At 69.5% G+C, this 20825-nt stretch carries 22 protein-coding genes; 15 read left to right on the top strand and 7 right to left on the bottom strand.

The window, feature by feature from the left end; all coding sequences use genetic code 11:
* Positions 1–170: 170 nt before the first annotated feature.
* Entirely contained in the window at positions 171–434 is a 264-nt protein-coding gene (locus tag AB0395_RS00180; RefSeq protein WP_366275553.1) for a hypothetical protein, read from the bottom strand.
* A 298-nt stretch (positions 435–732) separates the two neighbouring features.
* Between AB0395_RS00180 and AB0395_RS00175 the strand changes: the two genes are divergently transcribed.
* From AB0395_RS00175 to AB0395_RS00140, 8 genes are all read left to right on the top strand, one after another.
* On the top strand, positions 733–1560 hold the full coding sequence (locus AB0395_RS00175) for a helix-turn-helix transcriptional regulator (RefSeq protein WP_366275551.1): 828 nt from the start codon (positions 733–735) through the stop codon (positions 1558–1560).
* Positions 1551–1757: a DUF397 domain-containing protein gene (locus tag AB0395_RS00170; protein ID WP_366275550.1), complete on the top strand. Its 207-nt coding sequence runs from the start codon at positions 1551–1553 to the stop codon at positions 1755–1757. Before AB0395_RS00175 ends, AB0395_RS00170 begins: the two co-directional genes overlap by 10 nt.
* 75 nt (positions 1758–1832) lie before the next feature.
* Positions 1833–2039 (top strand): DUF397 domain-containing protein, encoded by a 207-nt coding sequence (locus tag AB0395_RS00165; RefSeq protein ID WP_366275548.1) that lies wholly within the window; start codon positions 1833–1835, stop codon positions 2037–2039.
* An 81-nt stretch (positions 2040–2120) separates the two neighbouring features.
* Positions 2121–2327 carry a DUF397 domain-containing protein gene (locus tag AB0395_RS00160; protein ID WP_366275546.1) on the top strand — a complete coding sequence of 69 codons (207 nt, stop codon included), beginning with the start codon at positions 2121–2123 and terminating at the stop codon, positions 2325–2327.
* 182 nt (positions 2328–2509) lie between these two features.
* Positions 2510–2959, top strand: a complete 450-nt coding sequence (locus AB0395_RS00155) for a hypothetical protein (protein WP_366275544.1) — start codon at positions 2510–2512, stop codon at positions 2957–2959.
* 244 nt (positions 2960–3203) lie between these two features.
* Positions 3204–6155 carry a hypothetical protein gene (locus AB0395_RS00150; RefSeq protein WP_366275543.1) on the top strand — a complete coding sequence of 984 codons (2952 nt, stop codon included), beginning with the start codon at positions 3204–3206 and terminating at the stop codon, positions 6153–6155.
* 95 nt (positions 6156–6250) lie between these two features.
* Positions 6251–7450 carry a cytochrome P450 gene (locus AB0395_RS00145; protein WP_366275542.1) on the top strand — a complete coding sequence of 400 codons (1200 nt, stop codon included), beginning with the start codon at positions 6251–6253 and terminating at the stop codon, positions 7448–7450.
* 32 nt (positions 7451–7482) lie between these two features.
* Positions 7483–8118 carry a helix-turn-helix domain-containing protein gene (locus AB0395_RS00140; RefSeq protein WP_366275541.1) on the top strand — a complete coding sequence of 212 codons (636 nt, stop codon included), beginning with the start codon at positions 7483–7485 and terminating at the stop codon, positions 8116–8118.
* 114 nt (positions 8119–8232) lie between these two features.
* On the opposite strand, the gene AB0395_RS00135 is transcribed toward AB0395_RS00140, so the two are convergent.
* On the bottom strand, positions 8233–8619 hold the full coding sequence (locus tag AB0395_RS00135) for a hypothetical protein (RefSeq protein WP_366275540.1): 387 nt from the start codon (positions 8617–8619) through the stop codon (positions 8233–8235).
* Between the two features lie 179 nt (positions 8620–8798).
* Entirely contained in the window at positions 8799–9557 is a 759-nt protein-coding gene (locus AB0395_RS00130) for a sulfite exporter TauE/SafE family protein (RefSeq protein WP_366275538.1), read from the bottom strand.
* A gap of 61 nt (positions 9558–9618) precedes the next feature.
* Here AB0395_RS00130 and AB0395_RS00125 point away from each other — a divergent pair, with 61 nt between their 5' ends.
* From AB0395_RS00125 to AB0395_RS00110, 4 genes are all read left to right on the top strand, one after another.
* Complete coding sequence (locus AB0395_RS00125; RefSeq protein WP_366275536.1) at positions 9619–10311, top strand: GntR family transcriptional regulator; 693 nt, start codon at positions 9619–9621, stop codon at positions 10309–10311.
* 138 nt (positions 10312–10449) lie between these two features.
* Positions 10450–11088 (top strand): TetR/AcrR family transcriptional regulator, encoded by a 639-nt coding sequence (locus AB0395_RS00120; protein ID WP_366275535.1) that lies wholly within the window; start codon positions 10450–10452, stop codon positions 11086–11088.
* On the top strand, positions 11070–11387 hold the full coding sequence (locus tag AB0395_RS00115; protein ID WP_366275533.1) for a DUF6204 family protein: 318 nt from the start codon (positions 11070–11072) through the stop codon (positions 11385–11387). The genes AB0395_RS00120 and AB0395_RS00115 overlap by 19 nt, the downstream gene beginning before the upstream one ends.
* A 56-nt stretch (positions 11388–11443) precedes the next feature.
* On the top strand, positions 11444–11977 hold the full coding sequence (locus AB0395_RS00110; RefSeq protein ID WP_366275532.1) for a GNAT family N-acetyltransferase: 534 nt from the start codon (positions 11444–11446) through the stop codon (positions 11975–11977).
* A 51-nt stretch (positions 11978–12028) separates the two neighbouring features.
* Here AB0395_RS00110 and menC read toward each other — a convergent pair whose 3' ends face one another.
* Complete coding sequence (gene menC / locus AB0395_RS00105; protein WP_366275531.1) at positions 12029–13135, bottom strand: o-succinylbenzoate synthase; 1107 nt, start codon at positions 13133–13135, stop codon at positions 12029–12031.
* Positions 13132–13923: a GNAT family N-acetyltransferase gene (locus AB0395_RS00100; RefSeq protein WP_366275529.1), complete on the bottom strand. Its 792-nt coding sequence runs from the start codon at positions 13921–13923 to the stop codon at positions 13132–13134. The genes menC and AB0395_RS00100 overlap by 4 nt, the downstream gene beginning before the upstream one ends.
* Before the next feature lie 281 nt (positions 13924–14204).
* Here AB0395_RS00100 and AB0395_RS00095 point away from each other — a divergent pair, with 281 nt between their 5' ends.
* Positions 14205–15002 (top strand): alpha/beta hydrolase, encoded by a 798-nt coding sequence (locus AB0395_RS00095; protein ID WP_366275527.1) that lies wholly within the window; start codon positions 14205–14207, stop codon positions 15000–15002.
* An 18-nt stretch (positions 15003–15020) separates the two neighbouring features.
* On the opposite strand, the gene AB0395_RS00090 is transcribed toward AB0395_RS00095, so the two are convergent.
* Complete coding sequence (locus tag AB0395_RS00090; RefSeq protein WP_366275525.1) at positions 15021–16031, bottom strand: ROK family protein; 1011 nt, start codon at positions 16029–16031, stop codon at positions 15021–15023.
* The gene (locus AB0395_RS00085) at positions 16032–17231 is read right to left on the bottom strand and encodes an FIST N-terminal domain-containing protein (protein WP_366275524.1); all 1200 of its coding nucleotides are present in this window, start codon (positions 17229–17231) and stop codon (positions 16032–16034) included.
* Positions 17232–17384: 153 nt separating this feature from the next.
* On the opposite strand from AB0395_RS00085, the gene AB0395_RS00080 reads away from it, so the two are divergent.
* The gene (locus AB0395_RS00080; protein ID WP_366275522.1) at positions 17385–18782 is read left to right on the top strand and encodes a sigma 54-interacting transcriptional regulator; all 1398 of its coding nucleotides are present in this window, start codon (positions 17385–17387) and stop codon (positions 18780–18782) included.
* A gap of 70 nt (positions 18783–18852) precedes the next feature.
* On the top strand, positions 18853–20799 hold the full coding sequence (locus tag AB0395_RS00075) for a hypothetical protein (RefSeq protein ID WP_366275520.1): 1947 nt from the start codon (positions 18853–18855) through the stop codon (positions 20797–20799).
* Positions 20800–20825 lie beyond the last annotated feature (26 nt).

Genomic DNA, 20825 nt, shown 5'->3' with positions numbered 1-20825 from the left:
GAGACCGGAGGGTCAGAAAGGCGGGTCCAGCCTCGCCCACACGACCTTTCCGCCCGATTCGAGCCCCCATTTCGCCAGTGTGCGTTCCACGAGCCTGCGGGCGAATGACGACGCGATCGGATGGGCCGCCAAATCCATGTGGTCGGCCTGGTCCGGTGGTTCCTTCGTTCTCACTGCACCGCCTCCCAGATGCGCCGGAACGCGTTGATGTCGAGCGCCCGCACCCGCTGGTCCTGTCTCCGGCCCCAGGTGAAGAACCAGCCGGTGGCGTACTTCGCCGCTTCGATCCGGAACGCCCCTTTCGCCCGCAGAACCAGCACGACGGGTTTTCCGCCCTTCGGCAGGTCGACCGCCGCGCTCAGCCCCGTTGCGTGCAGATCCCAGGCCGGCCGTACCAGATGAATGAACCGCTCCTGCTCGTCGAGCATTGCCATAATCCAGCCCTCCGGGCGCCTTGAATGAGCACGGCCGGTGCATGAAAAATTGCCATGCCGGTCATGCGCCATCAACCTCGCGACCCAAGGGAGATAAACCCTTGGTGCCATCATCCTCACTGAGAGTTATGGATGTTTTCTCAGATTGCCTTTAAGCTTGGAGCACCCGTAAGCGGATTCCCACGTCAGAGCAGTCCGGACAATGACAACCCATTGGTTTTCCGGGACGAATTCTGGTTTGGATCCGGCGTGAACGCCTTATTGAATGCCCGGTTTTCCCTAATTCATGGAGGTTGAGATGGGCAATGACTCCACTCCCGACCCCGGGTCTCCCCGCGTGCGCTTCGGCACGGAGATGCGCCGCCTGCGCGAGGCCGCGCAGCTGTCCCAGTCGGCCGTGGGCGCCCGGCTCGGGTGCACTCAAACTCAGATCAGCCGCCTGGAGATGGCCACGCGCACCCCGTCGAGGTCGGACGCGGAGAAGCTCGACAAGATCTTCGGCCTGACCGACGAGCAGCACTTCATGGGCCTGCACCGCCGCATCCTGGCCCGCCCCGGCGGACCGAAGTGGTTCATGAGCTGGGTTGAGGAGATCGAGCCCAACGCTCTCATCCTCCGGTCTTGGGATCCGATCCTCATTCCAGGACTCCTCCAGACCGAGTCCTACGCTCGCGAGGTCCTCAGCCGAGAGCCCAAAGTCACCCCCACGAAGGTGGAGGAACGCGTCCAAGCTCGCATGCGGCGTCGGCAGATCCTGGACAAGGAGGACCCTCCTTCGCTCATGGTCCTTATCGACGCAGGTGTGCTACACCGCCTTGTCGGCGACTCCAAAGTGATGCGCGAGCAGCTCGACTACCTGCTTGAGAGCGCCCAGTGTCCCGCCGTCTCCATTCAAGTTGTCGACTCCCATTGCCTGGTCGGAACGTTGGGGGCTTTCATGATCGCCGAACTTCCCAACGGACAGCCGGACATCATTCACGCAGACTCTTCAGCCAGGGGACAAGTCTCGTCCGAGCACGACATCGTTACGTCCATCTGGAACCAGTATGAAGCCATACGACTCTGGGCCTATCCTGAGCACATATCACTCCGAATGATCGAGGAAGTGAAACAGGAATGGACCTGAGCACCGCCGCATGGCGAAAGTCCTCGCTTTCCGGCCCGAACGGCGGACAGTGCATTGAGGTGGCCAGCAATCTGTCAAGCATGGTCGCGGTCCGTGACAGCAAGAACCCCAATGGCCCCAAGCTGCTCTTCGCCCCCACCGAATGGAACGCCTTCGTCGACGGCATCAAAACCGGACAGTTCGACCACCTGGGCTAAGCATCTCGAGGGCGTCGGCCCCCAACCAGCAGAGCGGGGACCGGTGTCACCCGTCAGCCAGAGGAAGAGAACGGAATGAACCTGAGCACCGCCGCATGGCAGAAATCTTCACTTTCCAGCGGAAATAGGGGACAGTGCGTCGAGGTCGCCACAAATCTCCCCGAAACAGTCGCGGTCCGTGACAGCAAGGACCCCCACGGTCCCACCCTCCTCTTTGCCCCCTCCGAATGGCATGCTTTCGTCGACGGCATCAAAACCGGCGCGTTCGACCGGCTGACTTGAGCAACCTTCACGTTATCCGGGCCACCAACCCGCAAAACACGGGTCGATGACAGCCCATTAGCCAGAGGAAGGGAAACAGGAGTGAACGTGAGCATTGCCGTATGGCGAAAATCTTCGCTCTCCGGCGGAAACGGCGGGCAGTGCGTCGAGGTCGCCACGAATCTCCCCGGCACGGTCGCGATCCGCGACAGCAAGGACCATCACGGCCCCGCCCTCCTCTTCACCCCCGGCGCATGGGGCACCTTCACCGACGGCATCAAGACCGGCCAGTTCGACCAGCTGTCTTGATCTCCCGGAGCCCGAGACCCTTGGCAGGGGTGGGCGCTCTCATTCTGCTGGCGGCGGTTTCTGCGTGCGGCGGTGGCGGTGCCGTCAGTGCCGCGCCTCCTCCTTCTGTGCCGTCTTCTTCGCCGTCTCCATCGGCGTCCTCGTCATCCTCGCCGTCCTCGTCGTTGACACCCCAGGCGGCGGTGACGGTCGGACCGGACGCGCCAACCGGCAAGCCCGACAAGAAGACCGAGGGGTGCCGGGTGACCCTGGTCCGCGAACGGGCCAAGCTGCCGCCGGAGGTGGAAGCACAGCTCAAGGCGGAGCAGCTCAACCCCGACGAGTGGTACGGCGGCGGCGGTCTCTGGACCCTGCCGGATACGGCGACTCTCGGCTACGCGCGCCCCAACGGGAAAGTGACCCTCAAAATGGTGTGGTGGCGCGATCAGGACGGGATGCTGACAATCAACGCCATATCCCCGAAAACAGGGGAAACCGTGAAGGGGGAGATTCCCGGCCTCTATCCGGCCCCCGGACTCCAGCCCGTCGCGCTCGCGCTTCCCCACCTGGGGTGCTGGCATATCACCGCCTCCCTCGGCGCGACCAGCGTCCGGCTCGTGGTCGACGCGGCCCGCTCTTCGGCCCCCGATTGAGACACCACGCACAGATCATCCAGCGAATACCCTGATTTCCTATTTGTGGATGAGTGGAACTTCACCCCTCTGTCGCGAGGTGGATCGGCAGCGGCAGAAGGGGTGATTGGCAATTAATCACTCGCCGGTGCCGTGGATGCATCAGAGTTAGGGTGAACGCTCGATATACGCCCCTCCGATTTTCGGGGACAGGAGTACGGCGCGAGCATGCCTGTTTTCTGAGTCGTCCCAACGGGGTGAGTTCATGGCGCTTCCCTCATACGTCGATGTGGCCGAGCTGGTCTCCACACTTCGCACGCTGATCATGCGTGACAGCGAACGAGGCCGGCTGCCGCTGCCCATCGTCTGTCTGCTCAACGAACGCCGCGAACCTCACGAAGCCCCCGCGCCCCACGAGCCCGGTGAACACGACGACGCGAGACGGCTGACGTCGGTGTTCCAGAAGGAACTGCACAGAGCGAAGCCGGTCGCGGTGCCCTGCGCCCGCGTCGTGATCGCCGCCCCTTCCCCCGGCGCGACCGGCCCGGACTCCCTGGGCACGACCGGCTCCGGCTCTCCGGAAACGACCGGCTCCGGACCCGTGCTGCCGCTGCTGCACGAGCTGTGCGAGCAGCTCGCGGACGAGTTCGGCGGGGACCGTCTGCGTTTCCCGCACTACCGGCTGGCCGACTGGCTGACGCGGCAGGCCCTTTCGGACGACAGCGCGGACCGGCGGGCCGAACTGCTCGGGCTGATGGTCAACAGGGCGGGGTCGGGGACGACCGTCTCGCTGGCGAAGTCGGCGGCCGAGAGCGCCCCGAGCATCCCGGCCCGCGTCGCCCTGTCGTTCCTCGCCCGTTTCTGGCCCGTCGCCCGCACCTGGCTGTGGCTGAGTGGAGCGGTGCCCGGCTGGGGACGGCAGACGCGGTGGTTCGTACGGCAGAGATACATGTCACCGCGACCGGCGGGCGACTTCCTGGGATTCGCCCTGAAGCTGACGGTCAGGAGCCCCTCCGGCGAGAGACCACGGCAGATCCGGTTACTGCTGGTGCACGCCTTCCTCGAAGATCTCAGGACCGCCTACCGGCGCTCACCGTGGCGCCCGTCCACGTGGCGGCGCACCGCCAACCCGGTCGCCCTGATCGACGGGACGGCGCGGGGCGACCAGGGGGAGGAGCTGCTGTCCCTGATCAACGACGTGCGCAACGAGACCGGGGAGGACGACCCTCTCCTGGTGGTAGCCGAGTCCGACGACCCGGCGGGCACGTGGGCAGGCGGGCCGTACCAGCCCGTCGCGGGGGCGGCGAAGGCCTCCGGGGCCGAGAAGCGGAAGACGGCGGAGCGTTCGACGGTGAAGGCGGCGGACGCCGCCCGCGAGTGGCTGGACGGCCTCGACTCCCGCCGTCATCTCATGAGGCCGGACGCCTGGCGGCTGGCGTTCACCGTCGCGTCCGACGTCGTACGGGACGGGGCCGCCGGAAGGCAGGCGTCCTTCACCCCGCCAAGGCCGTCCTTCCTCGCCCGTCCCCACGTGCTCCTCTCCCTGACGACGGCGACCGTGCTCCTGGCCGGCGGCGGCCTGCTGTGGGCGGGCACGCCGTACCTCAGGACCGGGTGCGTGCCGCTGCTCAACCACGACGGCGTCTCCGTCACGCTCATCGACGGCATCTGTGTCGGCTACAGCGACGCCGCCGACCGGCTCTTCTCCAGTGCCGCGAGTGACCACAGCTCGGCCGCCCGGCTGCTCTGGGCCGAACAGGCGATCTTCCGGCAGAACGCCTGCGTCGAGAAGGCCCTCGCGGACGACCCCACGCGGAAACGGCTCACCATCGTCTATCTCGCGGGCTTCGCCAGTGACGAGAAGAACGGCCAGGCGTGGAGCTACGCCCAGGCCGAGGAGCTGGAGGGACTGCTCCTGAAGCAGATCGAGCAGAACGGCGAGGCCTTCGCCGACGACGGGTGCCGGTTGACCGCCGCCGACCGTCCCTATCTGCGGATCGTCGTCGCCAACGGCGGCCCCGGCATGCGGTACGCGGACCTCGTGGTCGACGACCAGCTCAGCGGGCTGATCCGTGACGACCCGTACGTCATCGGCGTCATCGGCCTCGACCGGAGCATCTACCAGACCGAGAGGGCCATCGCGGCGCTGGGGATCCTCGGGGTGCCGGTGCTCACGACCACACTCTCCGGCACGGACCTCACCCACGACTCGCCGCTTTACTTCCAGATGGTGCCCTCGAATCCGATCCAGGCGAGGCTCGTCGTCGACTACGCGAAGAGCACGGCCTCCAGCAGACGCCCCATCCGCCGTGTCCACATCGTCCACCCTCCGGTCAGCAGGAACGCGTCCGGCGCACTGGACGACCTCTACGTCGCGTCACTCGTCAAGAGCCTGACAGACGAACTCAAAGCGGCCGGCATCACATACGAGGACCTTCCCTGGACCGGCAAGAAAACGGACTCCGGTAAGGAACTCCCCAGAGCGTGCTCCGACCAGCTGCAAGACATGATCTTCTACGCGGGACGTCACGAGCAGTTCGCCGACTTCCTCACCGAGATCTTCAGCCAGTGCAACACGACGGGACAGACCATACCGATCATCGCCGACGACGCGATCACCCGGTTCCTCGCCGACGCAGGGAACAACCCCGACGACATCCCCGCCAACGTGGACGTCGGCTTTGTCTCCAAGGGCAGCAAGGTCGTGCTGGAGGGGCGGCACTGCCTCTACCCGGGCACGACGCCGCCAACGGGAGAGGAGAGCAACGCCCTTGCGACCTTCTGCGTGCGGCTGAGCGCCCTGTACGCGGAGCGCGGGCGGACCACGCCCCCATCGTCCGGGATCAGGATTCCGCGCTGGGCGGGCGAGCGGATCGGGCTCGCCTACGACGCGGCGGGCATGCTGCTCAAGGCGGCGGACGCGCCGTATCCCACCCGCTATGAAGCGCTCGGCGTCGGCTACGAGCCCAACCGGGCGGCGGTGGCGCAGCAGTTGCGCGACACGCCGTACCCCGGGGTGACCGAGACGTTCAGGTTCGACACCTCGCGAGTTCAGGACGGCGCCGAACTGGCCATCCTGCACATGAAGAACATCCTCGACCCCGCGGGGCCCCCGACCTGCCTCTACAAGAGGGCTTACGCGAAGGGAAACACGGCCACCGGCAACCTCTGCCCCCGCAAGCCCGCGGGGAAGGCGGGCCCGGCGGGCGCCCAATGATCACTCGCCGGATCCTTTGCGGCTAAGCGATAGGTTGCTATCGTTTTTGCAGAGCGGTCAGAACGGTCAGAAAGGCGAGTCATTCAGGGGGTTGCATGAACGAGTCCATGACGCTGCCGTTGCACATGCGGCGAGCGGGGTTCGATCCCGCTCCCGAGCTGGGGACGCTGCGGGACGAGGAAGGCGTAAGAAACTTCAAGACAACGCTGGGCTTCGACGCCTGGCTGGTGACCCGATACGAGGACGTGCGCGCGGTGTTGGGGGACGCCGAGCGGTTCAGCAACGACTGGCAGAGCCGTTTCCCGCTGCCCAGCACCGCGGGGAAGACCGAGGAGGAGCTCGCCAGGCTGCGCGCGGGCAACCTGCTCGCCTCCGATCCTCCCGACCACACTCGGCTGCGCCGGATGCTGACACCGGAGTTCACACTCCGCCGGATGCGCAGGCTTGAGCCGCGGATCACCCGCATCGTCGAGGAGCACCTGGACGCGATGGAACGGGCCGGGTCTCCTGCCGACCTGGTGTCCTCGTTCGCGCTGCCGATCCCCTCGCTGGTGATCTGCGAGCTGCTGGGCGTGCCGTACGCCGACCGGGAGGACTTCCAGCGCAGGACCGGCAAGCTCCTCGACGTTTCGGCACCCCCCGAGGAGCGTACGGCGGCGCAGGAGGAGTCACGCGCCTACATGGCCGAGCTGGTCGCCCGCGTCCAGGCCGACCCGGGTGAGGAACTGCTCGGCATGCTGGTGCGCGAGCACGGCGACGACCTGACGACGGACGAGCTCATCGGCATCGGCGGCCTGCTGCTGGTCGCCGGGCACGAGACCACCTCCAACATGCTCGGGCTCGGCACACTGGCCCTGCTGCGCCATCCCGACCAGCTCGAGCTGCTCAGGAAGGAGCCGGAGCAGCACATCGACGCGGCGGTCGAGGAGCTGCTGCGCTGGCTCAGCATCGTCCACTCCGGCACCTTCAGGCTGACCACGACGGAGGTCGAGATCGCCGGCCAGGTCATCGGGCCCGGCGAGCTGGTGATGTGCTCCCTGCCCGTCGCCAACCGCGACGCCGCGCTCCTGCCCGACCCGGAGACGCTGGACATCGCCCGGGGCGCGCACGGCCACCTGGCCTTCGGGCACGGCGTGCACCACTGCCTGGGCGCGCCGCTGGCGCGGATGGAGATGCGCATCGCCTTCCCCGCGCTGCTGCGGCGCTTCCCCGAGCTGCGCGCGACCGAGCCCGAGGCGCACTTCCGCTCCTTCCACGTCGTGTACGGCGTCTCGTCCCTGCAGGTCGCCTGGTAACCGTCCGCATGCGGGCTGCTAGCGTTCTGTGTGTGCCAGAGCAACGACATCGAGCCGATGCCCTGCGCAACTCCGACAGGATCGTCAGGGCGGCGATCGCGGCCCTGCGGGAAACCGGCGTCACCGTCCCCCTGGAGGAGATCGCTCGCCGGGCAGGCGTCGGGATCGCCACCGTCTACCGGCGGTTCGGCGACCGCGACAGCGTGATCAGGGCCTGCTTCGAGACGTACTTCACCGAGGAGGTCGAGCCCCTCGCACTGGCGGCCCGTGAAGCCGCCGATCCTCGCGAGGGGCTCACCGAGGCACTGGCCGCCATCGTCGACACGCTGGCCGCCCACCAGGCCCTGCTCGCCGCCGCGCAGGAGGCGGGCGCGTTCACGATAGCCATCGCCGAGCGGTTCGCCGAACCGCTCGGCGACGTGCTGGCCGACGCGCAGCGGCACGGGCTGGTCCGGGCCGACCTGCTGGTCCGCGACCTGGCGGCGATCGTGGTGATGGCGCTGGCGACCGTCAACCGGCCGGATCGTGACGGCACCGACCACCGGCGCTACCTGGCGCTCCTTCTGGACGGCACCCGCCCCTCACCGGAGCCGCTCCCCCGCCCCTTCGCCTCCTCTTTCCTGGACGAGAAGGAAAACTGTCCCCTCGCCTCCCGGCGCGACGCCTGAACGGCCGCCGCGTCACCGTGGCGTGGCACTCTCCGCCCGGTGTTCCGCGCCGGGCTCACCGACCGGCCTCAGAGCGCCCCCGAACCCGTCCCCGCCCGGAAAGTGGTCCAGGAGTCAGAACCGCGCCGCCTCGGCCTCACGGCCGTGCACGATCAGCGCGTACAGGACGACCACGTCGACGGCGATGACGATCAGGGACCACCAGGGGTTGGCCGCGATCCACGCCATCTGGGTCACGGCGTTGATCACCACCAGGATGATGGCCGCGATCCGTGCCCAGGTCTGACCAAGTAGCAGGGTGATGCCCACGACCACGAGCAGAATGCCGAGTATCAGGTGGATCCAGCCCCACCCGGTGATGTTGAACACCAGAAGCTTGTTGCGGACCTGCACGTAGAGGTCGTTATGGAAGATCGCGTAGAGGCCTGAGATCGCGTTGAACAGGCCGTCCATGATCATTATGATGCCCGCGAACCAGATCCAGCCAACCCAGCCGGTCACTCGTGTTTCATGTGCCATAGGGCTTTGCTCCCCATCGGTCGTCGGAGCGTCACCGGGACCGGTGAGATCTTGCCTCCCGCCGGGACGGCCGACGGGCGTGTCTTTGCGATCCCGCCCCGGTCCGCCCTGATCCGCCCTGATCTGCCCTGATCTGCCGTGGTCCCGCGCGGTCCGGAGGGTCATCTCTTCAGGAAGAGCACGACCGCCAGTGCGATGCCGAGCACGGCGACCGTACGGCGCAGCACCCCCGCATCGAGCCTGCGGGCGAACGCGCCGCCCGCCGTACCGCCGAGGCAGGAGGCGACGAGCAGGAGCGCGGTGTAACCGACGGCGGCCTGCCCCGACACGGCGTAAATCCCGACGGCGGTCAGCACGATGACCAGCGACAGGGAGCTCTTCAGGCCGTTGAGCCGCTGCAGGCCGTCGCCGAACACGATGCCGAGCACCGCGAGCATGAGCACGCCGAGCCCGGCGCTGAAGTAGGCCCCGTAGACGGAGGCGAGGAAGATCCCGGCGTGCGCCAGCGGGGTCACCCGGTCGCGCTCCTCGCCCGCGCGACGCGCGACGGCCGCGGCGAGCGCGGGCTGGGCCAGCAGCAGCAGACACGAGGCGAGCACCAGGAAGGGCACCGCGACCTGGAACGATCCCGGGGGTGTGACCAGCAGGAGGGCCGCCCCGGCGATCCCGCCGACGATCGCGGTCGGGCCGAGCGCGAGATGGCGGTGACGCTGGCCGCGCAGCTCACGCCGGTAGGCGTAGGCGCCGCCCGCGTAACCGGGCGCGAGGCCGATCGCCGAGGTGATGTTCGCCGAGACGGGCGGCAGGCCGCAGAGCAGCAGCACCGGATAGGTGATGAGGGTCCCGCCGCCCGCGACCGTGTTCACGGCCCCGGCGAGCAGTCCCGCCACGGTCACCAGGAGGGCGTTGGCAATGGTCACGGCGGGGGTCCTTCCACATGGCGGCTGGCGGTGCACCAGGGATACCTGGTATACCACCTCTATGGAATGGACCGAGGCGCCGGGTGTGCTGAACCACGCGGAAGAGGCCTACCTGCGCATCCGCGAGCTGTTGCTGTCCGGCGACCATCCGCCGGGCACCCAGATGTCGGAGCGACAGCTCAGTGACGAGCTGAACATGAGCCGCACTCCAGTCCGCGAGGCGCTCAAACGACTGCAGCGCGACGGCCTGGTCACCGCGGGCGGCAGGGGCTCGGGGGTCGTCGTCTGCGGGCTGAGCGTCGCCGAGGTCCGGCACGCCTACGAGTACCGCGCGGCGCTCGAGTCGCTCACCGCCGAGCTCGCCGCCGTCCGCTCCCGGGACGGGGAGCTGTCCAGGGCTCAGCTGGCCGAGCTGGACGCCAGGGCCAAGAAGGTCGAGGAGCACTCGCGGCAGGGTGACCAGCGCCGCGCCACGGTCGCCAACCTCCGCTTCCACCAGTGGATCTGCACTCTGGCGGCGAACCCGTTCGCCACGGAGGCGCTCACCCGGCTGTGGGACCGCATCGCGATCTCCAGCCTGAGCAACCTCACCGCGGACGCCGAGTGGAGTCACGAGGTGCACCGCCACCACCGGGACATCGTCGCCGCCGTCACCGACGGCGACCCCGCCCTGGCCGCCGAGGTCGCCCGCCACCACATCAGACGCGCCGCCGTCGTCTACAGCGGCTCCCAGACGCGGGAGGAGGAGTTCTGACAGTTCGGCCACACCGGACTCCAGGACCACCCGGCCACCACCACACCCTCCCGCCAGAACGCCCCGAACGCCCTGTTGGCCCGGCCGGCCCTCCCGCATTTCATATACACTCCTGTATTCAGATACGGAGGTGTATGAATGCGGTTGTCCAGGGAGCACAGCCGGAGGCAGACCAGGGAGCGGCTGCTCGCGGCGGCGTCCGAGCTGTTCACCGAGCACGGCGTCAACGGCACCTCCGTCGAGCGGATCGCCGAGCGGGCCGGATACTCCAGGGGAGCCTTCTACGGCAACTTCGACGACAAGCACGAGCTGATCGTCGAGCTGCTCGCCAAGCGCACCGAGCGAGAGCGGGAGGAGATCGTCGAGCTGGGCGGACAGGCCACCTCGCCCACCCACATGGCGGACCTGCTGCGCGCCTGGCACCGGGCCCGCGCCGAGCACCTGGAGGGCTGGTTGGCACTGCGCCTCGAACTGGTCCTCTACGCCCTGCGCGCCCCGGAGATCCGGCCGTTGCTGGCCGAGCGAGAGCTGTTCGCCAGGACCGCGATCGCCGGAGGCGTCCTGCGGGGACTGGCCGACCGGGACGCACAGCCGCCCGCGGACCCGGAGTTCCTCTCCCTGATCGTCCACGCCCTGGAGGACGGCCTGCTCATCCAGGGGCTGCTCACCCCCGACGGCGTCGGCGACCGCGCCGTGGTCGACGCCGTCGATCTCCTCCTCGACTCCTGGGCGGCACTCGACAACCAAAGGAACGGCTCATGCACGACTACCGAGTGATGGTCAGAGGCAGGTTCGCCGGGCTCAGCGACGGGCAGAAGGCCGAGCTGACGGCGAGGCTGGCCGAGCACGACGTGCTCAGCGGCAACGGTTTCAGCAAGGAGGGCGGCTTCGCCTACCTCCCCGACCTGGGGCCGTTCACCTTCCGCTACGTCGTCACGGTCGAGGACGAGGAGGGCGAGAGGGAGGCGGTCGAGCGGGCGCTCGCGAAGGCGAAGTCGAGACTGGGCGCGTACGGCCACGGCGAACTCTCGGTGTCCGCGACCGACATGCGTGACATCAAGATCCGCCGCCGCTGACCAGGTGTGCCCCCGCCCGCGACGCGCGTCCGGGCTCGCGGCGCCAGGATGGTGACATGATCAAGGTACAAACCGTCCACACCTCCGAACTCGACACGAAAACCCGCACGGCCGTCCGCGCCCTCCTGGACGAGGCCTTCGAGGGGGACCTGAGCGACGACGACTGGGAGCACGCCCTGGGCGGGATGCATGCCCTGGCCTGGGACGGCGCAGAGCTGGCCGGGCACGCGTCGGTGGTCCAGCGGCGGCTGCTGCACGGCGGCAGGGCCCTGCGCGTCGGCTACGTCGAGGCCGTCGGGGTGCGTGAGGACCTGCGGCGGCGGGGGTACGGCGCGGCCCTGATGGACGCGCTGGAACGGGTGATCCGCGACGCCTACGACCTGGGCGCGCTGAGCGCCGCCGACGAGGCCGTGGATTTCTACGAGGTGCGCGGCTGGCAGCGATGGCAGGGGCCGACCTTCGCGCTCACCCCGACCGGCCTCGTGCGCACCGAGGAGGACGACGACGGCGTCCACGTCCTCCCGGTGACGGTCCCGCTCGAACTGTCGGGGGAACTGGTCTGCGACTGGCGCGACGGCGACGTCTGGTAGAGCCGGGTCGCGGCCGGTTCCCCGGCTTCCCGGGCTCCCCCCGAGGGGTGCTCAGGGGGCCGGGATCCACTCGGTCGCGGTGGTGAGCGCCTCCAGGGAGGAGCGGTCGGGCTCGATGCCGATGCCCGCCCCCGTCGGTACGGCCATCTCTCCCCCGGACAGCGTGAACGGCGCGGTGACGTCCCGTTCGTAGTAGCGCGCGGTGGCCGAGATGTCGCCGGGCAGCGTGAACCCCGGCAGCGCGGCGAGGGCCAGGTTGGCGGCCCTGCCGAGCCCGGTCTCCAGCATGCCGCCGCACCACACGGGCAGGCCGTTGGCGTGGGCGACGTCATGGATGCGGCGTGCCTCCAAATAGCCGCCGACCCTGCCCGGCTTGATGTTGATGATCGAGCAGGCGTCCTGCCGGATCGCGGCGACCGCGTCGCGGGCCGAGGTGATGCTCTCGTCCAGGCAGATCGGGGTGCTCATCCTGGCCGCGAGGCGGGCGTGCGCGTACAGGTCGCCGGGGGCGAAGGGCTGCTCGATCATCGCGAGGCCGTAGGCGTCGAGCCTGGTCAGGTGGACGATGTCGCTCAGCCCGTAGGCGGTGTTGGCATCGACGGTGAGCATCACGTCCGCGCCGAACGTCTCGCGGACCCTCCCGACGGGTTCCAGGTCCCAGCCGGGCTCGATCTTCAGCTTCACCCTGGCGTACCCGTCCGCCAGGCTCCTGTCGACGGTGTCGAGCAGTTCGTCGACGGTGTCCTTGATGCCGATCGAGACGCCGACGGGGAGGCTGCGCCGTACCGCGCCCAGGTAGGCGGCCAGGGACATGTCACGGGCCCGCAGCCAGGCGTCCAGCACGGCCGTCTCGACGGCGGACTTGGCCATCTGGTGGGCCCGCAGGTGCTGGAAGGCGGGGGCGACGGCCGCCGGGTCCAGTTCGATCGGGAAGAGCGCGGGCAGCAGGAAGCGACGTATCACGTCGGCGGCGCCCTCCAGGTACTCCGGGCAGTAGGTCGGCTCGTCCTCGGCGACGCACTCCGCCCATCCCTCGCCCTCGTCGGTCACCACGCGCACGAGCAGCGCGTCGCGCACGGTCTGGGTGCCCAGCGACGTGCGGAAGGGGCTGACGAGCGGGAGCGCGACTCTGCGCAGCTCTACGCCTTCGAGCCTCATGCCACACCTCCCCGCGCCAGCAGGTACCACCCGGACCTGGTGAAGCCGGTGATCCGGTAGCCGTCGGCGAGCGCGCCACCCAGCGCGTCGCCCAGCGCGGCTCGCCAGCGCCTGGCGGCCTCGGGGTCGTCCTCGCGCAGCCGCTCGATGTCGGGCGGAGTCGCGCAGCGCAGTGACGGCGCGCCCCCGCCGTGCCGCGGGACCCCCGTCTCCTCCAGGATCGGTACGGCCGCCGCGAGCGTCTCCGGCTCCACGGCCGGGACACGGGCCGGGGTGACGGGCCAGGTGACGAACAGCCGGTCGGAGACGTCACCGTCGTTGATGCCGTCGCTCATCGGACCGTAGAAGTTGGGAAGGTACTCGACGGCTGTCGCGCCGAGCCTGTCCAGGTTGAAGTAGGCGTTGCGGCGGACGAGCGGGTCGAAGGTCCAGGAGATCGCGTTCAGGCCGCGTTCCGCCGCCCAGGCGCGCTGGTGCTCCTTGAGCGCCAGGCCGATGCCCCGTCCCTGCGCGTGGGAGGCGACCCCGGCGATGTGGGAGTGCAGGGTTTCCCCCGAGGCGAGGAATCCGGCGGCGACCGCGACCAGCTCGCCGTCCAGGAAGGCACCGCCGACGTAGCCGCCGGTGTGGGCGAGCGCGCACATCACGTCCAGGGGCAGGGGCGGATCGTCGCCGGGCCTGGTCCCCCAGATCTGACGCAGCAGCAGGGCGGCGCGTTGGAGGTCGGGGGTGCCGTGCAGAGAAACAAGACGTATCTCGGTCTGAGCCGAGGTGAGAAGTTTAACCATGTCTACAGCATCCCGCCGGGACGCGTCCGTCGCGTTGGCGCGAACGCCGAACTTCACCCATCCGGCTTTGTGGCCCGGCCCAGCACGGACGCTCTGTGTCCCAATCACGACGCGACGTGGCGAACCTTTTGGCCGCGGACGCAAAGGTTGGCGCCCCCGGTTTGGCGTCCACGACGACGGATGTCGGGCATGGCACCGAAAAAAAAATTTGTCTTGACAGGTTAAATCGTCGGCTAGAGGATGGAGGCGTCACAGAGCGAACGGCGACAGGGAGCACGAAGATGACGACGAACGGCTACGCACCGGTCAACGGCCTTGAGATGTACTACGAGGTTCACGGCACCGGCGCACCGCTGGTCCTGATCCACGGCGCCTTCTCCGGCATCGGCACCTCGTTCGGCACACTGCTCCCGATCCTCGCGAAGAACCGGCAGGTGATCGCCGTCGAGCTGCAAGGGCACGGGCGCACGGCCGACATCGACCGCCCGCTGACCATCCCGCACCTGGCCGACGACGTGGCGGCCCTGCTGCGCCACCTCGGCCTCACCGGCGCCGACGTCCTCGGCTACAGTCTCGGCGCGGGCGTCGCACTCGAGCTGGGACTACGCCACCCCGGACTGGTGCGCAAGCTCGTGCTCATCTCGCTCAGCCTCACCAGGGACGGCCTCCACCCGGAGATGGCGGGGGGCATGGAACACCTGGAGCCCGCGCACCTTGAGGGCTCCCCGTTCCACCGGGAGTACCTCGACACGGCGCCGAACCCGCAGGACTTTCCCGCGCTGGTCGCCAAGGTGAAGCGGTTCGACCGGGAGAACAACGACTGGCCCGCCGAGACCCTCCGCTCGATCCAGGCGCCCGTGCTGACCGTGATCGGAGACTCCGACATCGTCCGCCCCGAGCACGCGGTGGAGATGTTCCGGCTGTCCGGCGGCGGCGTGGCGGGCGACATCGCCGGTCGGCCGAACGCCCGGCTCGCGGTGCTGCCCGGCACGACCCACATCACGATCGCGTACCGCGCCGACTGGCTGGCCCCGATGATCGAGGAGTTCCTCGACGCCCCTAGGGCACAGAACGGCTGATGACGCCGTCGGCCGGGTTCAGTGGGGCCAGTAGTGGTCGGCGGCGAGGATGAGGGCGGCGGCGCCCACCAGGCCCGCGTCCTGGCCGAGGGAGGCGGGGACGACCCGGGCGCGCCGGGCGAACTCCATCCGGGTGTGGTCGCGGAGGGTGGCCTCCAGGGGGCCGAACAGCAGGCGCCCGGCCTGGGACAGGCCACCGCCGATGGTGACGACGTCGAGGTCGCAGAGATTGACGACGGAGGCGATGGCCAGGCCGAGGGCCCGGCCCGCCCTTTCCATCGCGGCCAGGGCGATCTCGTCGCCCGCCCCCGCGTCCAGGGCGAGCTGCCGCCCGCTGGCCGTCGCCGCCTCCTCGTAGGAGACGGCCGTGACCGGTACGGCGGCGCCCGGAATCCACCCCTGCCCGACCGCCCAGGCGGCCAGGCCGGGGCCCCGCGCGACGGCCTCCAGACAGCCTCGGGCACCGCACCCGCAGACCGGCCCCCCGGGCTCGACCACGACGTGCCCGATGTGGCCTGCGTTGCCGCTTCCGCCGTGAATCAGCCGGTCGCCCAGGATGAGCCCGCCGCCCACACCGGTGGACACCACCATGCCGAGCATGTTGGCACCGCCGCGGCCCGCGCCCTTCCAGTGCTCGGCGACGGCCAGGCAGACGGCGTCATTGTGGACGCGCACCGGCACCCCGGGGAAGCGCTCGGCGAGCATGGCCCTGAGCGGGAAACCGCGCCAACCGGGCATGTTGAGCGGCGAGACCACGCCTTCCGGCCAGCTCATCGGGCCGCCGCAACCGACTCCGACGCCCTCGATCAGAAAACTCTCCCCCACGGAGCCCGCGTCCTGAGCGGCTTCGGGCGCGGGGCCGTCCAGCAGGGAGTCGATCAGGTCGACGAGGGTCTTCCACAGGGTCGGGGCGTCGCCGCTCTGGGGGGTCGCGACCCTGCGGGCCTTCAGGACCTGGCCTTCCCCTCCGACCAGGGCGACGGCGAACTTCGTCCCGCCGATGTCGACGGCGAGCACCGATCCGGGCATCTAGCGATCATATGGTCTGTCGGTCGCCGGGCGGGAGGAGAAGACAAGGATGGAGGCGGTGAACCCGTGCACGTGGTTGTGCCCTCCGACGGGGCCGACCTCCCCCGCCGCGAAGAACCCGGCCACGCCGATCGGGCCGAGCGTCTCCCTGACCGCGACCGCGTCGTGGTCGGCGCTGCCGAACATGGCCGACCCCCTGCCGTTGCAGGAGAACAGCAGCGCGCCGTCCGCCCTGCCGTGCTCCTCACGGTGCGCGTCGAGCAGCTCGTAGAGGTCCTCGTCCGCGGTGGCGGCGTCGCGCACCTGGAAGCGGACCGTACGGCCGACCTCGACGACGTCGCCGATGGCCACGGCCTCCCGTTCCGGGTCGATGCCGAGCACGCCGCGGATGAGAAAGTCGCCGCGCTCGTGCCGCTCGGCGTACTCGTTCATGGCGACGCCTATCTGCAGCCCCGAGGCGACCAGCTCCCTCTCGTCCTCGTCCAGCGCGCTGACGACCTCCTCGAGCCTGGCCAGCGCGGGCTGGCCCGCGAGTTCGAGCAGGAGGTTCTCCTCGACGCCGGTGACGGCCATGCTCGGGCCGATCGGGCGGCACCCCTGGCTGACCACGGCCCTGACGTCGATGGGACCGCCGAGCAGCACGCCGACCGCGCCCTCGGTGTAGATCTCCCCGTCGGCGAACAGACGTACCGCGCCCCTGCCCTGGAGTGCGTTCGCCAGGCCGCCGATCAGCGGGAGGTTGCCCAGCACCTCGTCCGAGCGCTCGACGAAGCCGTCGGTCGGGAAGCTGTACGGGTCGGCGAACAGGATGGCCGCGTGGTCATCCTCCTGGGGTTCAGGCAGCCCGACCACAACAAAACGGTCATCGGCCCTCAGGGTGTCCAGCGCGAAGGTCGTCAGCCGGGCTCCGTCAAGGGTGGCCGCCCACGCGCTCACCGCGGGGGTGACCTCCACTCCCCGCCCGTCGCCGATCACCCCCGTCGCGCTGCAGCCGATCACCGCGGCGCCGGGAGCCATGCTCATGGCGCGCAGCCCGGCGCGAGAGACATCGTCGGGATCGTCGCCGCAGATGAAGAAACAGACCAGGTGAGGGGGCCCGGTCAGGCCGGAGAGGGCCTGGCGCACCGCGGTCTCCGCCGCCGCGACCAGGTCGGATCCCACGGCGAGACCGTCGGAGAAGCAGCTCGTCAAGAGTGCCACTCGTCTCACCTCCCCTTCTTGTCCGAAGCCTTGCCTTGGAGCGATTCTCCCCACTGTGAGGACAAGCACGCGCACCGAACGTCACACGATGCCCAAGATCCGAAACTGGGATAAGAGTCCCGGTTTCGGCTTCGGGGACGTAGGCTCAATCCCGTGCCTCAAATCCCAGAGCCACGTACTCTGCGCGAGCTTCGCGCGAGCGGCCATATCCACCGTACGGTAAAGGCCGAGATCCGCGAGAACCTCCTGGCCCGCCTCCGGGCCGGAGAGCCGCGGTTCCCCGGCATCGTGGGCTTCGACGAAACCGTCCTGCCCCATCTGGAACGGGCCCTGCTCGCCGGGCACGACCTGGTCCTGCTGGGTGAGCGGGGTCAGGGCAAGACCCGGCTCATCCGCACGGTGACCGGCCTGCTTGACGAGTGGACGCCGGTCGTCGACGGCTGTGAGATCAACGACCACCCCTACGAGCCCTCCTGCACCCGCTGCCGCCGCCTGGCCGGGGAGGCGGGCGAGGATCTGCCCGTCTCGTGGCGGCACAGGGACGAGCGGTACGGCGAGAAGCTCGCCACCCCCGACACCTCCGTCGGCGACCTGATCGGTGACGTCGACCCCATCAAGATCGCCGAGGGGCGCACGCTCGGCGACCCGGAGACCGTCCACTACGGCCTGGTCCCCAGGAGCAACCGGGGCGTCTTCTCGGTCAACGAGCTGCCCGACCTGGCGGAGCGGATCCAGGTCTCGCTGCTCAACGTGCTGGAGGAACGCGACATCCAGGTCAGGGGATACAACCTGCGCCTGCCGCTGGACATCCTGCTGATCGCCAGCGCCAACCCGGAGGACTACACCAACCGGGGCCGGATCATCACCCCGCTGAAGGACCGCTTCGGCGCCGAGATCCGCACCCACTACCCCCTGTCGATCGAGACCGAGCTGCGGCTCATCCGCCAGGAGGCCGCGCTCGACCACGTCGGCGCCGACCTGCCGGAGCACCTGGTCGAGGTGATCGCCCGCTTCACCCGCCTGGTCCGCGAGTCGACCGCGGTCGACGCGCGTTCCGGGGTCTCCGCCCGCTTCTCCATCGCCGCCGCGGAGACCGCCGCCGCCTCCGCCGTACGGCGCGCGGCGCTGACCGGTGAGGAGCACGCGGTGACCCGGGTCGCCGACCTGCCGGACATCGTGCACACCCTGCGCGGCAAGGTGGAGTTCGAGGTCAGCGAGGAGGGCAGGGAGACCGACGTCCTGGCCCATCTGCTTCGCAGGGCCGTGGCGGAGACGTTCCGCGGCACGCTCGGCGGCACCGATCTGAACCCGCTGCTGGAGAAGTTCTCCGAGGGCGTCCAGGTCGAGTCGGGGACCCTGATCCCGGCCGCGGAGCTGCTGCGCAGGATCGGCCCCGTGCCCGGCCTCGCCAAGATCATGTCGAGGCTCGGCATCGGCGACGAGTCCCCTGGGCACGCCGCCGCCGCGCTGGAGTTCGCCTTGGAGGGGCTCTACCTCCTGCGCCGCCTGTCCAAGGACGAGGTGGACGGCACGACGGTCTACCGCACCTGAGGCCCGGCGGGTCTCAACCCGACTTCCTCCCCGGGTCAGAACCCGGGGCCGCGCGTTGGAGGGGCGTTCGATGAGCTATCGCTATGGCGAGTACCGGGAGGGGCCGGACCCGCTCGCCCCGCCGTACGACGTGCGCTCCGCGCTCGACCAGATGGGCGACGCGGTGCTGTCCGGGTCCAACCCCGACCACGCCCTGCGGGACCTGCTCAAGCAGGGCCTGCCCGGGGCGCAGGACCGGCGTGGCCTGGACGACCTGCTGCGCGAGGTACGGCGGCGCAGGCGCGAGCTGCGCGAGCGCGGACGGCTCGACGGGACGCTCGAACGCGCCAGGGCCCTGCTGGACAAGGCGATCGGCCAGGAACGGGCCGAGCTGTTCCCCGACCCGTCCGACGACGCCAGGCTGCGCGAGGCCGAGCTCGACGGGCTCCCCTCGGACACGGCGAGCGCGATCCAGGAGCTGAACGACTACCGGTGGCGGTCCGCCGCCGCGCGACAGACCTTCGAGGAGTTGCGCGACCTGCTGCGCCGGGAGGTGCTGGACAGCCAGTTCCGCGGGATGCGGGAGGCACTGGCCAACCCGGACCCGGCCGCGATGGAGCGGGTCAGGGAGATGATGTCCGCGCTGAACGACATGCTCGACCGGGACGCGCGTGGCGAACACACCCAGGAAGATTTCGACGCCTTTATGTCGAAATATGGGGACATGTTTCCGGAGTCACCGAGGAACCTGGAGGAGCTGGTCGACGCCCTCGCCCGCAGGGCGGCGGCCACCCAGCGCCTGCTGGCCTCGCTGACCCCCCGCCAGCGCGAGGAGCTCAACCAGCTGATCAACCAGACGCTCGACCAGGCCGGTCTCGGTGAGCAGATGCGCCGCCTCGGTGAGTCCCTCTACGCCCGCCGTCCCGACCTGGCCTGGAACACCCCGGAACGGCTCACCGGCGAGGACTCCATGGGGATGGGCGACGCGGTGACCGCGCTCGAGGAGCTGGCGGACCTCACCCAGCTGGAGGCGGCGCTCCGCCAGGACTACCCCGGTGCCCGCCTGGACGACGTCGACGAGGCGGCGATCCGCCGCGCCCTCGGCCGCTCGGCCGTCGACGACCTGGAGGCGCTCAAGCAGATCGAGCGCGAGCTGGAGCAGCAGGGCTACCTCCGCCGCCAGCGCGGCAAGCTGGAGCTCACCCCGAAGGCGGTGCGCCGCCTCGGCGAGACCGCGCTGCGCCGCGTCTTCGCCTCCCTCGACTCGGGCCGCAGGGGGGACCACGACCAGGTCGACGCGGGCTCCGCCGGGGAGTTGACCGGCTCCTCCCGCCCGTGGCGGTTCGGGGACGAGCAGCCCATCGACGTGGTCCGTACGGTGATCAACGGCGTACGGCGCGGCGGAGCGGCGGGAACGGTGACCCTGTCGGTCGACGACTTCGAGGTCGCGGAGACCGAGCGGCGCACCGCGGCGGCGGTGTGCCTGCTGGTCGACCTGTCCTACTCGATGGCCCTGCGCGGCACCTGGGCGGCGGCCAAGCAGACCGCGCTGGCCCTGCAGGCGCTGGTCGCCACGAAGTTCCCCCAGGACGCGGTGCAGATCATCGGCTTCTCCAACTACGCCCGCGTCCTACAGCCCGACGAGCTGGCCGGCCTCGAATGGGACATGGTCCAGGGCACGAACCTGCACCACGCCCTGCTGATCGCGGGCCGCCACCTGGACCGCCATCCCGACTTCGAGCCGGTCGTGCTCGTGGTCACCGACGGTGAGCCGACCGCCCACCTGCGACGCAACGGCTCAGCCGCCTTCGAGTGGCCACCGACGCGCGAGACGCTCGAACTGACGCTGGCCGAGGTCGACAAGATGACCCGGCGCAGGGCGACGCTCAACGTGTTCATGCTCGCCGAGGACGAACGCCTGAAGGAGTTCGTGAACGAGGTCGCCAGGCGCAACGGCGGCCGGGTCTTCTCCTCCAGCGCCGACCGTCTGGGCGAGTACGTCGTCAGCGACTTCCTGCGAACCCGCAGAACACGCTGACCCGGCGGCATCCGGGAGGTCGGTCC

The organism is Streptosporangium sp. NPDC051023 (genome assembly GCF_040689595.1).
In the GTDB taxonomy this organism is placed as follows: Bacteria; Actinomycetota; Actinomycetes; order Streptosporangiales; family Streptosporangiaceae; genus Streptosporangium.
Note: the sequence above shows the minus strand (reverse complement) of the source record. Positions and strands in the feature narration are given on the sequence as shown.